The 15,299-nt window shown below is 63.8% G+C and carries 17 protein-coding genes; 11 read left to right on the top strand and 6 right to left on the bottom strand.

Annotated features, from left to right (window positions below; translation table 11 throughout):
• Positions 1-408: 408 nt before the first annotated feature.
• From ASE10_RS17935 to ASE10_RS17915, 5 genes are all read left to right on the top strand, one after another.
• Positions 409-687 (top strand): hypothetical protein, encoded by a 279-nt coding sequence (locus ASE10_RS17935; protein ID WP_056306334.1) that lies wholly within the window; start codon positions 409-411, stop codon positions 685-687.
• An 18-nt stretch (positions 688-705) separates the two neighbouring features.
• Complete coding sequence (locus ASE10_RS17930) at positions 706-990, top strand: hypothetical protein (RefSeq protein ID WP_056104423.1); 285 nt, start codon at positions 706-708, stop codon at positions 988-990.
• 50 nt (positions 991-1,040) lie between these two features.
• On the top strand, positions 1,041-1,394 hold the full coding sequence (locus ASE10_RS17925; RefSeq protein WP_056306332.1) for a hypothetical protein: 354 nt from the start codon (positions 1,041-1,043) through the stop codon (positions 1,392-1,394).
• A gap of 137 nt (positions 1,395-1,531) precedes the next feature.
• Complete coding sequence (locus tag ASE10_RS17920) at positions 1,532-2,113, top strand: hypothetical protein (RefSeq protein ID WP_056306330.1); 582 nt, start codon at positions 1,532-1,534, stop codon at positions 2,111-2,113.
• Complete coding sequence (locus tag ASE10_RS17915; RefSeq protein ID WP_056306328.1) at positions 2,106-2,348, top strand: alpha/beta hydrolase; 243 nt, start codon at positions 2,106-2,108, stop codon at positions 2,346-2,348. Before ASE10_RS17920 ends, ASE10_RS17915 begins: the two co-directional genes overlap by 8 nt.
• A gap of 131 nt (positions 2,349-2,479) precedes the next feature.
• Here ASE10_RS17915 and ASE10_RS17910 read toward each other — a convergent pair whose 3' ends face one another.
• The 4 genes from ASE10_RS17910 to ASE10_RS17895 are packed head-to-tail and all read right to left on the bottom strand — an operon-like array spanning position 2,480 to position 8,094.
• A complete protein-coding gene (locus ASE10_RS17910) occupies positions 2,480-3,256 on the bottom strand; it encodes a hypothetical protein (RefSeq protein ID WP_056306326.1) in 777 nt (258 codons plus the stop codon).
• Positions 3,257-3,259: 3 nt separating this feature from the next.
• Positions 3,260-4,348, bottom strand: coding sequence for a hypothetical protein (locus ASE10_RS17905; RefSeq protein WP_056306324.1), 1,089 nt, complete (start codon positions 4,346-4,348; stop codon positions 3,260-3,262).
• Between the two features lie 3 nt (positions 4,349-4,351).
• On the bottom strand, positions 4,352-6,775 hold the full coding sequence (locus ASE10_RS17900; RefSeq protein ID WP_056306322.1) for a sensor histidine kinase: 2,424 nt from the start codon (positions 6,773-6,775) through the stop codon (positions 4,352-4,354).
• Between the two features lie 11 nt (positions 6,776-6,786).
• Positions 6,787-8,094: a class I SAM-dependent methyltransferase gene (locus ASE10_RS17895; RefSeq protein WP_157481171.1), complete on the bottom strand. Its 1,308-nt coding sequence runs from the start codon at positions 8,092-8,094 to the stop codon at positions 6,787-6,789.
• A 39-nt stretch (positions 8,095-8,133) separates the two neighbouring features.
• Here ASE10_RS17895 and ASE10_RS20445 point away from each other — a divergent pair, with 39 nt between their 5' ends.
• The 3 genes from ASE10_RS20445 to ASE10_RS17880 all read left to right on the top strand — a co-directional run bounded on the left by ASE10_RS20445 (position 8,134) and on the right by ASE10_RS17880 (position 10,727).
• Complete coding sequence (locus ASE10_RS20445; RefSeq protein WP_157481169.1) at positions 8,134-8,562, top strand: hypothetical protein; 429 nt, start codon at positions 8,134-8,136, stop codon at positions 8,560-8,562.
• A gap of 893 nt (positions 8,563-9,455) precedes the next feature.
• Positions 9,456-9,698, top strand: a complete 243-nt coding sequence (locus ASE10_RS17885) for a hypothetical protein (protein WP_056306316.1) — start codon at positions 9,456-9,458, stop codon at positions 9,696-9,698.
• A gap of 552 nt (positions 9,699-10,250) precedes the next feature.
• Positions 10,251-10,727, top strand: a complete 477-nt coding sequence (locus tag ASE10_RS17880) for a hypothetical protein (RefSeq protein ID WP_056306315.1) — start codon at positions 10,251-10,253, stop codon at positions 10,725-10,727.
• A gap of 254 nt (positions 10,728-10,981) precedes the next feature.
• Here ASE10_RS17880 and ASE10_RS17875 read toward each other — a convergent pair whose 3' ends face one another.
• The gene (locus ASE10_RS17875) at positions 10,982-11,896 is read right to left on the bottom strand and encodes a LysR family transcriptional regulator (protein ID WP_055910440.1); all 915 of its coding nucleotides are present in this window, start codon (positions 11,894-11,896) and stop codon (positions 10,982-10,984) included.
• Between the two features lie 117 nt (positions 11,897-12,013).
• On the opposite strand from ASE10_RS17875, the gene ASE10_RS17870 reads away from it, so the two are divergent.
• The 3 genes from ASE10_RS17870 (at position 12,014) to ASE10_RS17860 (ending at position 13,717) form a co-directional block, all read left to right on the top strand.
• Positions 12,014-12,565 (top strand): peroxidase-related enzyme, encoded by a 552-nt coding sequence (locus ASE10_RS17870; protein ID WP_055910438.1) that lies wholly within the window; start codon positions 12,014-12,016, stop codon positions 12,563-12,565.
• Between the two features lie 68 nt (positions 12,566-12,633).
• Positions 12,634-13,098, top strand: a complete 465-nt coding sequence (locus tag ASE10_RS17865) for a nuclear transport factor 2 family protein (protein WP_056306313.1) — start codon at positions 12,634-12,636, stop codon at positions 13,096-13,098.
• A 4-nt stretch (positions 13,099-13,102) separates the two neighbouring features.
• Entirely contained in the window at positions 13,103-13,717 is a 615-nt protein-coding gene (locus tag ASE10_RS17860; protein ID WP_056306311.1) for a pyridoxamine 5'-phosphate oxidase family protein, read from the top strand.
• 561 nt (positions 13,718-14,278) lie between these two features.
• On the opposite strand, the gene ASE10_RS17855 is transcribed toward ASE10_RS17860, so the two are convergent.
• On the bottom strand, positions 14,279-15,289 hold the full coding sequence (locus ASE10_RS17855; protein WP_235567582.1) for a zinc-dependent alcohol dehydrogenase family protein: 1,011 nt from the start codon (positions 15,287-15,289) through the stop codon (positions 14,279-14,281).
• Positions 15,290-15,299 lie beyond the last annotated feature (10 nt).

Here is a 15,299-nt window from a genome sequence, read left to right as displayed (position 1 = left end):
GCGCTAGTTCCGCAACCGTCCTGCCTCCTGTAGGAGCGGCGTAAGCCGCGACCACGCCTCCCGTCCGCCGCGCCAGTTTCGCAACCGACCTGCCTCCTGTGGGAGCGGCGTAAGCCGCGACCACGCCTCCCGCCCGCCACGCCAGTTCCGTAACCGGCCTGCCTCCTGTAGGAGCGGCGTAAGCCGCGACCACGCCTCCCGCCCGCCGCGCCAGTTCCGTAACCCGCCTGCCTCTTGTGGGAGCGGCGTAAGCCGCGATGGACCACACCCTCCCGCGCATCACCCCTTCCCGTGACACGCCCTACCGCATGCTCACCCCCACACCGCGCGCCACCCACCCACCGCATTGACGCCTTTCCACCCCCAGCCCAGACTCCAACCCGCATTCCACGCCGACAGGGGGCGCCAATGGGGCACGCACTACTCGCATTCGTAAAATGGTTCTTCGCCGCGGCCATCGTGGGCGTGGTCGCAGGCGGCATCCTCGGCGGCATGATGGGGACGGACGTCGACTCGTCACGCCAAGCCGGCCGCATGCTGGGCGCCTTCATCTGGCCCACCGTGCTCGTCGTCGCCATCGCCGGCACCGTCTTCAGCGTATCCCGCGAAAAGAAGCGGCATGCCCAGGCCTTGGCCGGCCCCCGCATCAGCGATCAGTACCGCCACGACCGCGACCACGCCGCCTGATCCCCGCTGCCGCCACCCATGAGGCACAAACGCACGCGCCAGCCAGCCGACCCCGACCTCACCCTGGGCGGGCGCCTGGCCGCGGCCTTCGGCTCGCTGTTCTTCTCGGTGCCGCTGGCGGGCCTGTGCTGGTTCGTGCTCAACAGCCAGATCGTCGTCCTCGCGGACAACCCCATCCCCATCGCCCACTTCGGCGCAGCGGTGGCCGCCTTCGCCGTGCTGTCCTTCGCCTTCCCGCGACTCGCCCCCACCGTGTTCGGATGGCTGAGCGACCTGTTCGTCGGCATCGCCAAGTGGTGGTAGGCATGCAATCGCGCTCGCCCAGCCGGGGCCACTGCCGGTAACGAACTTCCATGACCAAACGACTCGCCTTCGCCCTACTGCTGACCGCCGCCTTGGCGGCCTGCCAACGCACGCCCACCTCGGCGGAACTGGAGGGCTTGGTCATCGAAGTCCCCGGCCTGCAACGCGCGGCCCCGCTAAACCAGGACATCCCCGCCGCGCAATGGCCGGACGCCCTCAAGCGGCTGGCGCCCAAGCGCGTCTACAACGCCGCCGATGGGCTGTACATCGTTACCTCGTCGTTCTTCGTAACGGAGCAGGGCATTTACGTGCCGCGCGATACGCAGCGGGCGCCGCCAACCGGTTCGGACCCGTCGTACACACCGATTGGGTTGGGGTTCTATTCGTACCGTATTGAGGGGTGAGATTGCACCGGGGAATCGTGAGCCCCGCCGTCGCCTTATGATCGCAACGAAGATGCCTTGGGGCTTACCAAGCATCGGGAGCGGGCGGGGCAAACTTGCCCCTCGGCAGATTCGTTCGAAAGCGCCTAGGAGCAGCGATGAAGCGATTATTGGCGATAGCTATCTGGACCGTGGCCAGTCTTGCGCATGCGAGCGAAGCCGCTCCGCAGGCCGCTTCCAGCGCATGCTTCCCCGCGCAAATCGGCGATCTGCAGGCCCAGACCTATCCGCCCGAGGTGCACAACGCCATGCGCCAACATCGCGCGGGCAAAGTCTTTGGCTACAACGCGCCTGCGTATCACACGGCGGTGACGGTCTACCTGTTGGACAAAACGCAGGCCGCCAGCGTCGACCAAGAGTTCCTCGGTGCCGAGTCCCAAATTGCGGCCCTGCACCCCGACGCGGAATCCGCCATGAGCGGTCCAGTCAAACTCCCTTTTCCTGGCCAGTCTGTCGAAGGACGATTCAGGCTCTACCTGTGGACGGAGGACCACGACGACGTAGGCTCCATCCTGTGGCTCGGGCAGACCACGAATCGCGTGGTCAAGATCCGCCTGTCGTACGTCAGGCCCGAGGCGGACGATCAGGCCACCGCGGCCATGCAGCACGCCCTGGCTGCGTTGCGCGATGTGGCGAAGCACATCTGCGAGCCGGGACAAGGCCGCCCAGCGGGTGCGTGACTTCAAGGACATCCCGACCGAGGCGATTCGCGGCATCACCGCGCCCACGCTGGTAGTGGTCGGCGATGCCGACGTGGTACGGCCCGAACACGCCGTGGACACGTTCCGGCTGCTCCAGAAGGCGCAGCTCGCTGTGCTTCAAGGGACCGATCACATGAAGGTAACGGCGCGCGTCGATTGGCTGGTACCGATGATCGACGGGTTTCTAGATGAGGACGGAAGAGTAGGGCCCTGAGTCCTTGTTTTATCTCGGGAGCGAAAACAGGGGTCTTAGTGCTCTGACCCCTGTTACGCTCCTGTTTCGTAATGAAGCGTTGTTGTTTGGCGGTTTGACCGCAGTTCCGCGGGGGCGACTTTTTCGAAGCGCTAAACCGATTCGGGGTACCAAGCGCCCGGGCAAGGCCAGATCTGATCGGCCCGCTCCATCAACTGGCGCGCAGCGAAGCCGTTTCGGGCGGCATTACTGGGGTGCTTCAGAAGCTCCAGCACGGCACTGAACTGGGTTTTGACTTTGATATCCTTGTCGGCGCCATTGCAGAAAAAGTCTGCCACGACTGCGGTGAGCACCGCGAACAGGTCCATTTGCGGCGTCGGCAGGCGCAGGTGCTGCGTACCCAAGCCGGAGCTGCGCTCCAGGAAGATCTTGTCAGGCGTCGTGCGCGCCAAGTCGGCCACGGACTGCTTTAGCTTGGCTTGGTCCAGTTTGCTGTCGACGTCGCGCTGGACATGGAAGATTGGATGATAAGCGGTGGGCTTGTCCGCCTTTTCCATATCGAAGTGCATTGCATCGATCTCGACTAGATTGCGCCCGCCATCGTCGCGAATCGTGGTGGAGAAAACCGATAGCGAGCACCGTCCCTGTACCAGGTACGGTGCGACCGCGCCTGGCTTCAAGTGGAACCCACCGTCGATGACTAGGGTGTTGCGATGCGAGGGGCCACGCTTTCCCGTGGCGGCCTTCTGTGGCGCATTGGCGATGCAAATCGGGTGCGCTGGCGACAGATCGATGCTGCCGTCATCCTTGAGGGTTTCGCTCAGACGGTTTGGGAACAGCAGCTGCGCCTCGTGGCGTCTGATCAGCGGCTTGAGCTTGGCTTCCCAGTCCATCCAATAGCGATGGAAGGTGTCAAATTCGCGCGGCATAGGTCAGCTTCGCAACATCGGGCCGAGTTCGTCAAACTCGGACTCTGAGATGCGCGACAGGCTGGCGCCCGCTGGAACCCAGTCGGGATTGACTGCCGCTTCGTCTTGTCGTATAGCTTTTCGCGTAAGCACGCAGTAGTACGCCACGGCATGGCCTTCGGGGTCCACGCGCTCGAGGGGCTGGTCTTCCAAGGCCGGAGCGCGTGCGATGTCGCCGCCCACTTCATCGATCAGCGCGGCCAGGTCTTCTTTCCAGTAGTACGGACCCAGGGCGTCGAACGGTCCGTTGTAGCGGCAGTGCGCCACTAGCGCCCGCGTGGCAGGGAGTTCGAAGCTGTCCGTGGACAGGTTCACGAAAGCAGCAGCGGCAACTGGATTCAAGATCGGCCCCGGGAAAGCGAGCACGAAGTTGTACAGCCAGTAGCTCAGCTGCGCGCCGTAGTGCACCGACCTAGTTACGCCCTCAGCAGCGCCGCCGGCGAAGAAGTTGCTACTCTGAGTCGTGTAGCCGAGGAGGTCCGCCTGCAGTCCGGCGCGACCAAGCAGGTTGGCTAGGATACCTGCTGGGCCCAAGTCGCCTTCGAGTACCTCAGGCCGCGTCTCGATCAGCTCGCGCATCGTCTTGAAGCCTCGCCAGATGCCCTCTAGACGCGGCATCAGAGAATGGGCAAGGTCTAGATTCGCGGCGAGCAATTCACGTGGAATGAAAATTGCGTTGTCGCCCTCCTTGGTCACGCGCCTCAATAGCTCCAGGTCCATCAGCCCGGTCGGGTGATGCCCCTTGTTGTACCTGCACACCGGAATGCCGAGTATCTGGAAGGCTTGGCGGTATTCGGTCTGCGTGCTAAGGAGGCCATGTTGGCGTGACAGGTCGGTATCGAGCATTACTAGGTCGACGCATTCACGCGTGACTAGCGCCTGCAGTTTCGTTACCAGTTGTTCTTCGATCGGCCCGGAGTCGTCAAAGCTGGCTTTGAGTTCGAGTAGGCCGCTTTGGTCGGCGGTAAGGACATCGATACCTTCGAACGCCGCTCCACCCGCCTGCACTCGCGCGATGAAATCTTGCTCGTCTTCGATTAGCAATACGCGCATGCGTTAACTTTCCTTCGCTTCCAGCGGCAAGATGATCTTGAATGCGGTGGCAAAGCCAGGCGGGGCCTCGTCAAGCAGCTCGATGCGCCCGCCCAGTCCCTGCACCACCTGCTTGACCACGCTCAGTCCCAGCCCCAGACCTGAGCCAAGTGGATTGTCCTCGTCGGTCGAGGCCGTCGTAGTGAACAACGGGTCCCAGATGCGCGTGCGGACGTAGGCCGGGATGCCGATGCCGTTGTCGGCGCACACCAGTGTGTGGTGAGCGCCCTCGTTGGTGGCATACAGGCGAATGCGTCGCGGCTCGCCGGGCACCTTCGGGATCAGCGCCTTCATCGCGTTGGTCATCAAGTTCATGACGATGCCGTTGTAGGCCGCCACTGGCACCGCCGGGCCTGGCAGCTTCCCGTCGATATCCAGCGCGACAGCAATGCCGTAACGGTCGGCCAGGTGGCCCAGTGTCTTGGCAGTGAAATTGACCTGCGCCTTGGCCTTGAATGCCTGGGGTTTCAGCTCCCTCGCTTTATCGACGATCAGGCGCATGTAGTCGCGAAAATGCCCCAGCTCGCTTTCGTAAGCGCGAAGCTGTGTCAGCGCCGCGGTCACTTCCGCGCCTGGTCGTGGCAGCTTGTCCAATATCTCTGCGGCCAGCGTAAGCGTGGCTAAGCTTTTTTCGAATTCATGGGTCAAAAGCCCCGCCATGACGCCCATCATCGACATCACTTCCAAAGAGCGCTTGGCGTCGTCCGAATACGCTTCTGCTTCGGCGAACTGATCCTGCGCCTGGGTCAGTTGCTCGACGACACGGCGCCTGTAGGCCGGGTCGATGTTGGGAGAGGACTTGATCTCCTCGATCGCAGCGCTGAGGGATGTGCGCGCCTGCTTCTGCTTGTCCCGGAGCTTTTTCTCTTCCAGCTTTAGTCGTTGGGCTCGATCGTGGTGCGCGAGCAGCTCCACAGCAAACCTCGCCACATGCCACAGCAGGCGGAAGGCGCCGTTGCTGCGCAGCGACTCGCGGTCCATGTTCGGCTGCAGCCAGTCGTCTGAGGCGAGGCTGTCTGCCGGGCGCTTTTGGGTGGTGATGTGGATCCGGCCGACCAACTGGGTACCACGCGGCAACGCGAGCATGGGATTGAGCTTGGGGTTTTCCCGAGCGCCCGGCTTCATCGGATAGTAGACCGGGGTAAACACGGACTGCCAAGCGCGCTCGTTGCGCGCCTTGCTGGCATCCACGCCCAGCCAGTCGCTGCCGCGGTCGGAGTACGCTGGCATGGCAAAGCCGTTGTCCACGATTGCTAGCGAAGCCGCTTCGCTCAACCAGCGCTGCGCGATCTTGCCGTTGACCGGCAAGTTGGAAAAGGTGCCGGCGCGACGGGGGAAGAATCGGATGTCGATGAACACCGGCGAGTGAAGCCGCACCGACATAGGCAAGTGGGAAACGTCTTCCAGTTCGAGCGGCAGGCCGCGCTCGTCGGCATCCTGCCCCGGTTTGAGCTTCAAGGCGTTAGCGGAATAGTCGCGCGCGACATCGGCCAGCGGGAACCAGCCTTCGTCGAGCACCTTTTCGCTGCGATCCCAGAAAACTTTGTAACTCAGGCGCCCGGATTCGGTGACCTGGATGCGGACTCGGCCCACGAAGGCCTTGAGGATCTCCGAGGCCACGCTCGGTGGCACCAATTCCGGCGTGCTGGCGGCATTGGTGAAGCTGACCGTGAAGCCCGGATCGCGATCATCCTTGGGTGCGGCGTCCTTGTGGCTGAAGGCGAAGGCCGGGCGCTCCAGGCCGGCGGCCGGGTCGGTCAGGCGTAGGATGTCGGTTTTCACCTGCGCGACCGAGATCGCCTCGGCTTCATCGCGCAGTTGCGCGATGCGCAAGGTCGTACCCGTCGCTTCGCCGGGCTTGGCTAGGCGCACGCGATAGTCGATGCTGACCTGGCCGATCTTCTGGGCCTGGGCGATCTTGGTCCAGTCGAAAGTGGCAGTGAGTTTCGTGCGCGCTCCGACGCGTCCGCCCGGTACGTCGGCGACGGTCGTCAGTTCCACCATGCGGCCCAGGTACCGCGCTGAAAACCGCCCCACGCCCTTCGAGCCGGCCATCGCGCGACCGTAGCGGCGCGAGTAGCGTTGCTTGCCCTTCGCCGGGGAGCTAACAACCATCCAGTTATTGAGGAATTCGTCTTCCGTCAGCCCATGGCCGTGGTCGGCGACCACGATCTGCGTGTCGTCCAGGGTGATCTGGCAATCGGGCGAATCGGCGTCGTAGGCATTCTTGATGAGCTCGGCCAGCGCGATTTCGGGCTTGCTGACCAAACGCTCGCCCAGTTCTTCGAACAGCGCAGCACTGACGCTGAAGGTGGCGTGCTTGACCTCGTCGGCGTCGGCGCCTCGGGAGGGCGCGATCGCTTTGGCTTCCCGCGCCTTGCGCGCCATCGTCCCTCTCCTTAGTCCCCGACCCGCTGCAGTACCGCGTTGAGCTGGCGCACTTCGATCTTACGAAGGTTGTTCGAATGGTGCACTAGGCGGCGACTGAAATCGTAAGCGCGCAACCGCGAAGCCAGTTTGGCGAGCTTGGGTTTGGAGCGCTGGGTCAGCACGGCATACACCGAGCCCACCGCGACCGCGCCGATCTCGTTGACCACGACCTTGGGGGCCTTGCCCACGAACCCGGACGAGACTAGCAGAGCCGGCGCGGGGTGGGAAACGTAGCGTGCCCACTGCGAGCGGTTGGTGCAAGTCGAATAGCGCTTCCAGCGCGTGCCCACGCTGTCCAAGTACGCGGACAGCTCCGGCGACCAATGTGCCTTGTCGCTGCGGATCAGCCAGCAGCGTGCCCCCGCCTGCACGAAGTCACGCCGGAAGGTCTCGGCGTCGAGCACGTCGGTGTCCTTGGCCAGCCGGCGAAGGCTGGTTACGCATGGCGCCACGTCGCGTTGCTTTTTCAATCCGAAATGCAGGCGCTGTTGCTCGGTCAGGACGAAGATGTCCTGACCGCCCGGGCTCAGGCCGCGTAGCGCGTGCACGTTGCCGTCGCGATCGGCATAGGGCAACACCGACTTCGCGGTACCCGAGGGCGAGGTGAAGGTGCGCATGGCGCCATTGCGGCCAATTTCGCCAAAGGACCACCGCCCCTTGGTGCCACGCTTGTCGATGATGACCACCGAAGCGGTAGTGAGTACGCGCGGGAAGATATCGGCATCGAAGCGGTAGACCTGCACGTCCCAGCGTTGTTCATGCAAGTACGCACGAAACTCCGCTGCGCTCGGACGCGTGACCCACTCGTAGGGAACCAGTTGCACCACCAAGCCATCGTCGCGAGTGCGCAGCAACGCCTGCAGCATGAAAAGAACGAATACGTTCGCGGTGTCTTTCAGGCGCGTGCCGCTCTCATGCTCGAGGCGATCGAGCACGGCCGTGCGCCAATGGGGATCCAGATGCGCTGACTTGATGAAGGGGGGGTTGCCGATGGACAGGCTCGCCTTGGCGCCGCGCCAAGCCATGGCGTCGCCCTGCACCACCTGCGCCGACTGCGGCAGGCCAGCTTGCGTGATTTTATGATGATCCTGTTCCACGCCCTCGTAGCGATCAAAGCGCGCTTTCGCCGAGCGCGCAAAGCGCGCGTCGCCAGCCCCGAGGTCGAGGACAGAAGGGAAAGTCGCCCCTTTTCGCTCCGCCAAGGCCAAGTCCCACAGCAGGTCGACCACGTCCGGAGGCGTGGCAACTTGGCAGCGCTGCAGGTGCTCAGGTTTCACGCTCGGGACCTTAGCATAGAATTGTGGTATCGTCATAATATGACGCAGACGCCGCGGGATGCAAATTTCCAAGCCGCCCTTGGACATCGGCTCGGGCTGCTGTTGGATCAATACCTGCAGTGGAACCTGTCAGCGCTAGCCGCAAAGTTGGGCTACACCAACGACTCGGCGCTGCGCAAAGTGCGTAAGGGGCAAGCGGGCCTGTCTGCCGACAAATTGGCGCTACTGGCCGAACTGCCGGTCGGCGAAAACGCCGCACGCATCTCCATCGATTGGTTGCTGACCGGACACGGTGCACCCTTGGCAATGACGACCGGCGAAGCCCCGCAGGCCGAGTTACCTCGGCGCGTGGCCCATGCTCCGTCCGAGGTGCAACAGCGCATTGCCCACTTTTTGGACGTGCAAGAAGCGCGCCCGATCGTTGCCACCCAACCTAGTCCGTCGCCGTCTCGCGCACCGCGACGCTAAAGCTCAGTCAAGTCGGCTGCCGGCCATGGGCCTAACAGCTCGGCAACCTTGCATATTTGGAGGAGACCCCTGCATCGCCGCGCTGATGCCGCTGCTGGACACCAGGTTCTCGTCCACGACGTAGCGCGCGTTGCCCACCCAATGGGGTGATGGGCAACGCCTGTGAGGCGATGGCTTTCAGACGGCAGTGCGTCGTCACCTTTCCCCGGCGCCCCCAGCGGCAACGGTTCGTTGTTCATGCATCGCCAATCGCGGCCACCATGTCGTCCAGGCATTGAGCGGGGGACGTCACCACGGACCGTTCGCAGGGTCGCATCCAGAGTCCGGGGGGCGTCAAAGTTCACCGATTTACTTGGCCACTCCGATCGCTGCAGGTCGTTGGCGGGAAAAGACCTCGATACAACATAGCCCAGCCGTGCACAGGGGAGTACGTCGTGATCGAATTTTCAGCAGCGTCTGATCGCCTCACACGTCGCACCTTGGACAGGGTGGTCAATCGCAAGGTGGATGTCGGAAACATAGTCTGTCGAAACAGGGGTCAGAGTACTTTTCTGGCGGGAAGGCGGCGCCTTCAACTGAAGACTGTCACCTCTTTCACCGATCACCGTGCTGCGTTTGTCGAAATTAGTTCTCTGCCCCTTGTTAGGCCCGGAGAAGGGGGCGCCTATGGGGTACTTAATCGGCCCATAGGCAAGGGGTGATGGTTTTTTGTTGCTTTTAGTGTGTATTTCAGTGCGGATGTTATTGATCGATTTTGTACATTTCATTCTTCCGATTGACAGTTCCTGGTCTCCCTCTCCAGAGTGGCATCTAATGGAGCGTCGAAACTCCCGCGCAGCGGTTACCCACCTCCGTCAATGGTGGATCTTTACTACGCTGCTCGGAGGCTCCACATGCGAAACGGACAACGCACAGACATCGGCCCAATCAATGGGTTTCATCTCTCCCTAAAGGACTACGTCAACCTCGGTCAGGCCCGCGATCAGCTGCGTCTGCTCGGCGATCTGGCCGCGCCGGTGGGCGAGGGCGCCGACGACCGCATCGCCCTGTCCGCCGAAGCGCTGGCCGACTGCTTCGTGCGCCTCGCCGAAGAGTTGGAAGGCGTCATCGACGCCGCAACCCCGGTGACCGCCTAGCGGCGGGTCACCTGCGAAAGCTCAGGCTCGACCGGCCGCAGAGCGAGGCTCACGGCCGGCTCGAACAGAGCCAACCGCAAAGCGAAACGCCCCGCGCGTGGAGCGAAACGCTCGGGGCATGGAGCCTTGCCGCTCGGCCCCCCCGCCCGTGGTGTCTCACCCGTGGCTCTCTGAGCCCCGCCCGCCGCTTTGCGCATCCCAGCCGTCGAGCAGGTTCTTTCGCGCGCGCAGCGCCAACTTTCGATGGCCGCACTTCGAACCTCAAATTTGCAACGCTCCGACCCCGGCGTCCGGGCCTGCGCGCGCTCGCGCGGGGCAAAACGCTTTGCGCTTGATGCAACAAGGGCGGCGCGCCGCTCTTTGTGGCTTGCGAGTGCAAAGCACTGCGCTTTGCGGCCGAGCGCGATGTGTCGCGGTTGGGACTAAATGGGCGGCGCTTGGGTTTCGGCGAGTCACGCGTAAGGCACAAACTTTCGCGCGTGCGCCAAAACGCTTTGCGATCCGCACCGGTCGTTGAGCCGGCGTGATTCCACAGACAGCTAAGGACGGGACATGAGCCAGAACCTGATCGATCTGCAATTGCCGGCCGAGTCGCTCGCCGCCATYGACGACGCCTTGAACGTTTTAGAGAGTCACCTGACGGCGCTGATCGCACTGACGCCGGACCAGCGCCGCCAACTCACCAAGATGGGCGACAAGTCCGAAGCGTTCTGCCGCCAGGCGGTGCACGTGCTGAGCGAGAACCCAGGCATCGTGCCGCGCAACTTCGAGATCGCCAGCCTGCACCGGGACCTGGCCGCGCTGGACGCCCTGCGCCCGCGAGCGCAGCGCCTGATGCGCCTGAGCGAACGCGTGCAGGATTCCGAGATGGCCCTGGGCAGCGACCTGATGACCAACGCGCTGGAGGGCTACGCCTTCCTGAAGATCGCCGGTAAAGGCGCGGGCCTCGATGCGCTGCGGCAGATGCTGTCGGCACGCTTCAACCGCAGCCCCAGCAAGGCAGCGCCGGCGGTGGACGTACCGTTGTAAGACCGGCGCCCACCGTGAACGAGAACAGCCCCGCCTTGGCGGGGCTGTTTGTTTGTGGGATAGGGGGATTGGTGTCTGCTTCCGACCCGAAGCGGAAACTGTTCGGGCATGACAGCCCGTCAGGGGCTGTGGAAATTGACAACAAGATGCAGGCGATTTGCCGGTGGCCGCCATTGGCTCCGCGCGAAGGCCGCTGTACTGGGATGCTCCGGACCGGGTTCATGCCCGCAGTACCGTGGCGTCCGGAAAGCATCTTATTTTCCCAGGGGCGCCGTGTCGGCCAGACGCGCCCGCAAGCGCGGCGTCACGAAGTCCAGGAATGCGCGCACCTTCAGCGGCAACCGACCTTGCTGCAGGTAGACGAGATTGATCGGCCACGGCACCGGCTCGAATTCCGGGAGGACGAGCTCCAGCGTTTTGCGCCGCACATGCTCGGCGAGTTGATAGCACAGGGTCCGCGTCAGGCCGGCGCCGGCGATAGCCGCCGCGACCGCCGCGTCTGCGGTATTGACGGTCATCCGCGCGCGCACGGGAACCGAGGCTTCGGACGAACCCATGCGGAATTTCCACGCCCCCGGCCCCGTCAGATGGTCGAAAGTGATGATGTCGTGGCCGGACAAGTCGGTCAGCTGCTGCGGGCGGCCATGCCGGTCCAGATAGGCCGGGCTGCCGCTCACCACGTGGCGGGTCGCGCCCACGCGCGAGGCCACCAGCGTGCTGTCGGGGAGTTCGCCGATGCGGACTGCGAGATCCACATGCTCGTCCAGCAGATTGAACATGCGGTCGCCCAGCACCAGCCGAACGTCCACGTCCGGATAGGCCCTGAGGAACTCGGCGGTGATCGGCACGACGTGCAATCGGCCGAACGCGATCGGTGCGGTGATCACCAACTCGCCCTTGGGCGCGCTGAATTCGCCGGCGGCACTGCGTTCGGCTTCCTCGACATCGTCAAGGATGCGCCGACAGGCGATGAGGTAGGCCGCGCCGGCATCGGTGAGCACGAGCTGGCGCGTTGAGCGCTGCAGCAACCGCGCCTTCAGGTGCGCCTCCAGGTCGGACAGCTTGCGGCTCACAGTGGCCAGTGGCATGTGCAGTTGCCGACTCGCCGCCGAGAGACTGCCGGCGTCGACCACCGCCCGGAACACCATCATCGCTTCGATGCGATCCATTTACTTCCAAATTTCAGAAGGATACTTCTCGAATTTACCGTCTAGTTGCGTCAATCGGAAGTATCTACGCTTTCTCCACCGGCCAAACCCGCCCGGCCAGACCCGAGGAGAATCCTGATGTCCCGTCTTCCGACCCCCGCCACGATCGAGTCCGCCCCTGCCGCCGCCCAGCCGTTGCTGCAGGCGGTGAAGCAGCAGCTCGGCTCGGTACCGAACCTGTTTCGCCTGGTGTCCAACAGCCCGGCCGCACTCGAGGGCTACCTCGGCATGAACTCGGCACTGGCCAAAGGCACGCTGCCCGCCGCCACCCGCGAGCGCATCGCCCTGGCCATTGCCGAAATCAACGGCTGCAGCTATTGCCTGTCGGCGCACACCTACCTCGGCAAGCACGTGGCCAAGCTCGACGACGCCGAGATGACCGCCAACCGCAACGGCGCGTCCAACGATCCGTTCGCCGACGCGGCCGTGCGCTTCGCCGCCCGGGTTGCCGAACGGCGCGGTCACGTCAGCGGCGAGGATGTGGCCGCAGTCAAGGCCGCCGGTTACAGCGATGCGCAAGTTGTCGAGATCGTCCAGCATGTCGCGTTGAACACTTGGACCAACTACATCAATGAAGTCGCGCAAACCGAAATCGATTTTCCGGTGATCGGCGCGCGCCAGGCGGCTTGAGCCTCAACCGCACCGACGGCGCCCGTCGCGCCGTCGGTGATTCGCCCTCCAGGGAGACGACAACGATCATGAGCCGCCCACCGCTGCCTCCATTCACGCTCGAATCGGCAACGCAGAAAGTCCGCCTTGCCGAAGACGCCTGGAACTCGCGCGATCCTGCACGTGTGGCGCTCGCCTATACCCCCGATAGCCGTTGGCGCAATCGCTCGGAATTCCTCCAGGGCCGAGCGGCAATCGAGGCGTTCCTGACCCGCAAGTGGCAACGCGAACGCGACTACCGGCTCATCAAGGAGTTATGGGCGTTTCGCGACAATCGCATTGGCGTGCGCTTCGCCTACGAATGGCGGGACGATGCCGGGAAATCGTGGCGCAGCTACGGCAACGAGAATTGGGAGTTCGATGGTGACGGTCTGATGCAAGTCCGGTTGGCCAGCATCAATGACCTCGCGATTGGCGAGGACGAACGACTCTTCCACTGGCCGCAAGGCCGCCGTCCCGACGACCATCCGTCCCTGAGCACGCTCGGGCTATGAGGCCATGACCATGCGCTACGCCAGTGACATCGCCTTTACTCCGACGGTGAAAGCCATCCAGGCGAGCAAAGGATCGCGCCGCGCCTACGCCCACATGGAACAGGCCGGCTCGTGGGAAACAACCATCACTGCCGAGCTGAAGGCCTTCGTCGAGGTACAACGCAGCGTTTTCCTGGCTACGGTCAACGGCGATGGCCAGCCCTATATTCAGCACCGGGGCGGGCCACCTGGCTTCCTGCGCGTGCTCGACGAGCACACGCTCGCCTTCGTCGATTTTTCCGGCAATCGACAATTCATCAGCACCGGGAACCTGCAGGAAAAGCCGAAAGCGCATCTGTTCCTGATCGACTACCGTCAACGCAAGCGGGTAAAGGTATGGGGTGAGGCACACATGGTTGCAGCCACCGATGATTTGCTGGCGCAGCTGATGCCGCCGGGCTACCAGGCGCGTCCCGAACAGGTACTACGGTTCACCGTCAACGCTTGGGATGCCAATTGCCCCCAGCACATCCCGCCACGCTTCGAAGCCGAGGACGTGCTGGCGGCGTTGCAGGACAAAGACGCACGTATCGCTGAACTGGAGGCGGAGCTGGCGAGGTTCCGGGCGGCAGCCGGATAGGCGTTCGAACGTGGGTCGTTGGCGGCGCGTCACCAGGATGGAATGTCCGCTTCTGGCCGGAAGCGGACATTTGAGTGACCGATAGCCGGCTGCCGTCCGCCCTCTGACGATGGCCATCTACGCCGGCAATCTGTTTATTGATGAATTTTCATCCCGATGCAATGAGAGTTCGCGGAAAGCAGGAACGCACGCAGTTCATGCCCAGCCCAGTCACGCAATCGATTGGTGCTTTGCACCAATCCTGTTTTTATGAATGGGCCTTAATGCCATTTCCCAGTCGAACTGCAACTGCTATGGCCGATCCTAGCCCGACTGTTGCAAGCCGGCGAACGGATCGTACTGATCGCTGCCGCGGCGGGCCGCGTTCATTGGGGGCCAGGGGCTTCCACAGGTATTCGCCGGGTGGCAGGTCGACGGTGCCCGTGCGGGGCGAGGTCGGCATTTCCTGGGCGCAAAGTGGCAGCAACCAGAGACACGCCAACAGGACAAGCACGGTTCGCATCCATCCGGCCGGATGCACTCTCCAGGCGCCAGGCAGGCGACGGGAAATGGATGCGACGGTCATCTGCCATCCCCCGGCACCAGGACCGCGGCGCCTTCGACTCGGCCCGCCCGGAGGTCGGCCAGCGCCCGATTGGCATCGTCAAGCGCGTAGCGCTGCACATGCGTTCGTACCTCTGCGCGTGCTGCGACGTCGAAGAAGGCGACGGCGTCCTGGCGCGTCAGGTTTGCAACCGACACCAACTGGCGCTCCTCCCAAAGCAGCCGATACGGGAAGCGGGGGATGTCGCTCATGTGGATGCCCGCGCAAACCACGCGCCCGGCCTTGCGCACCGACCGCAGCGCAGCGGGGACCAGGCCGCCGACCGGTGCGAAGATGATGGCGGCATCCAGGGGTTCCGGCGTCGGCTCGTCGGAGCCGCCGGCCCAGGACGCGCCCAGCGACTTGGCGAATGCTTGCGTGGACCGGTCGTCGGGCCGGGTGAATGCGAATACACGCGTCCCGCGCCAACGCGCCAGCTGGGTCACGATGTGCGCTGCAGCTCCGAACCCGAAAATGCCCAACCGTTCTGCCGGACCGGCGGCGCTCAAGGCGCGCCAGCCGATCAGGCCCGCGCACAGCAGCGGCGCGGTTGCGACGGGATCCGTCCATGGCGCACCGAGGCGTATGCAGAACGCAGCGTCCGCCAGTACGTGGGTGGCGTATCCGCCATCGCGGGTGCACCCGGTGAACTCGGCGAAATCGCACAGGTTCTCGAGGCCTCGCTCGCAGTACCCGCAACGACCGCAGGTCCGGGCCAGCCATGGCACGCCGACGCGCTCGCCAGGCTCGAACGCGGTCACCCCGACGCCGAGCGCATCGACGATGCCCACGATTTCGTGCCCGGGCACGATCGGGTATGTGGCTTGCGGCAGTTCACCGTCGGCGACGTGCAGATCGGTACGACAAACCCCGCAGGCCTCAATGAGGATCCGGATCTCGCCAGCTTGCGGCACGGGCACCGGAAGCGGCGTGTCGATCAGCGCCGAGTGCGGATGCTCCAGCAACATCACATGAGCTTCGACAAGCATCGCGATCGCT

The organism is Lysobacter sp. Root76, assembly GCF_001428685.1.
Classification (GTDB): domain Bacteria; phylum Pseudomonadota; class Gammaproteobacteria; order Xanthomonadales; family Xanthomonadaceae; genus Lysobacter.
Note: the sequence above shows the minus strand (reverse complement) of the source record. Positions and strands in the feature narration are given on the sequence as shown.